General features: G+C 63.3%; 1 protein-coding gene. It reads right to left on the reverse strand.

Annotated elements, in window-relative coordinates:
* A partial coding sequence (locus ACWDTP_RS38505) for an MMPL family transporter (RefSeq protein ID WP_450028454.1) occupies window positions 1-1,274 on the reverse strand: 1,274 nt, incomplete at both ends.

The raw sequence follows: 1,274 nt of genomic DNA on the forward strand, positions 1-1,274 counted from the left end.
GATGAACCGCACCGAATGCCCGTCGGGGGACAGGAACATCTTCATCCCGCGTTTGAAGTCGGGGTTCTCGAAGGCCTCGGGGGGCATATAGAACGAGTCGTCGTTCTTGGCCTTGTCGAAGGCCTGACCCATGGCGGTGGAATTGTCCTGCATGGCCGCCATCTGATCCTGCAGCCCGCCGTTGGTGGCCTGCATGGTCAGCATCATGGTCTTCATCGTCTTCATGGTCGCGATCATCGGCGGCATGGTCGCCAGCATCTGCGGGAGCAGCGCGTTCATCCGGTCCAGATCCGGCACGATCTGTTCGAAGTCCGCTGTCATCGTGTCGACGCCGTCGAGCGCGTCGAAAACCGACCGGATCGACCAGCACATCGGAATGTCGAAGCAGTGCGGTTCCCAGTACAGATAGTTGCGGAGCGGTCTGAAGAAATCGTCGAAATTCGATATGTTGTCCCGCAATTCGCGGATGTCGTCGACCATCCCGTGCATCTTGCCGACCATGCTGTTCATGGTGGCCTGCATCTGTTCCATGAGCGCGATCATCTTGGTCATGGTGTCGACGGTCACCTGCATCGAATCGGCCTGAACCAGCATGTCGTCCATGCGGTCCTGCATGTACTTCTGATTCATGGTCTGCGTGGTGCCCTGCATGCTGATGTTGAACGGGATCGAGGTGTGCTCGATCGGTGTGCCCTGCGGCCGGGTGATGGCCTGCACCCGGGAGATGCCGGGCACGCCGACAACACGTTTCGCGATCCGCTCGATCACCAGGAAGTCCGCCGAGTTGCGCAGATCGTGATCGGTCTCGATGAGCAGCAGCTCGGGGTTCATCCGGGCGGGTGAGAAGTGCCGGTCGGCCGCGGCGTACCCGGAGTTGGCGGGCAGATCCGGCGGCAGGTAGTGGCGGTCGTTGTAGTTGGTGCGGTAGCCGGGCAGGGTCAGCAGCCCGATCAGCGACAGTGCGACCGCCCCGATCAGGATCGGGCCCGGCCAGCGGGTGACGGCGGCACCGACCTTGCGCCAGCCCCTGGTCCGCATGGTGCGCTTGGGTTCGAGCAGCTTGCCGAACCGGCTGGCCACAGAGATGATCGCGGGCCCGACCGCCAGCGCGGTGAACACCACGACCGTCATGCCGATGGCCAGCGGGATGCCCAGGGTCTGGAAGTACGGCAGCCGGGTGAAGTGCAGGCACAGGGTGGCGCCGGCGATGGTCATACCGGAGCCCAGCACCACGTGGGCGGTGCTGTGGAACATCGTGTAGTAGGCCTGCTCGC

It is taken from the genome of Mycobacterium sp. NPDC003449, assembly GCF_053588415.1.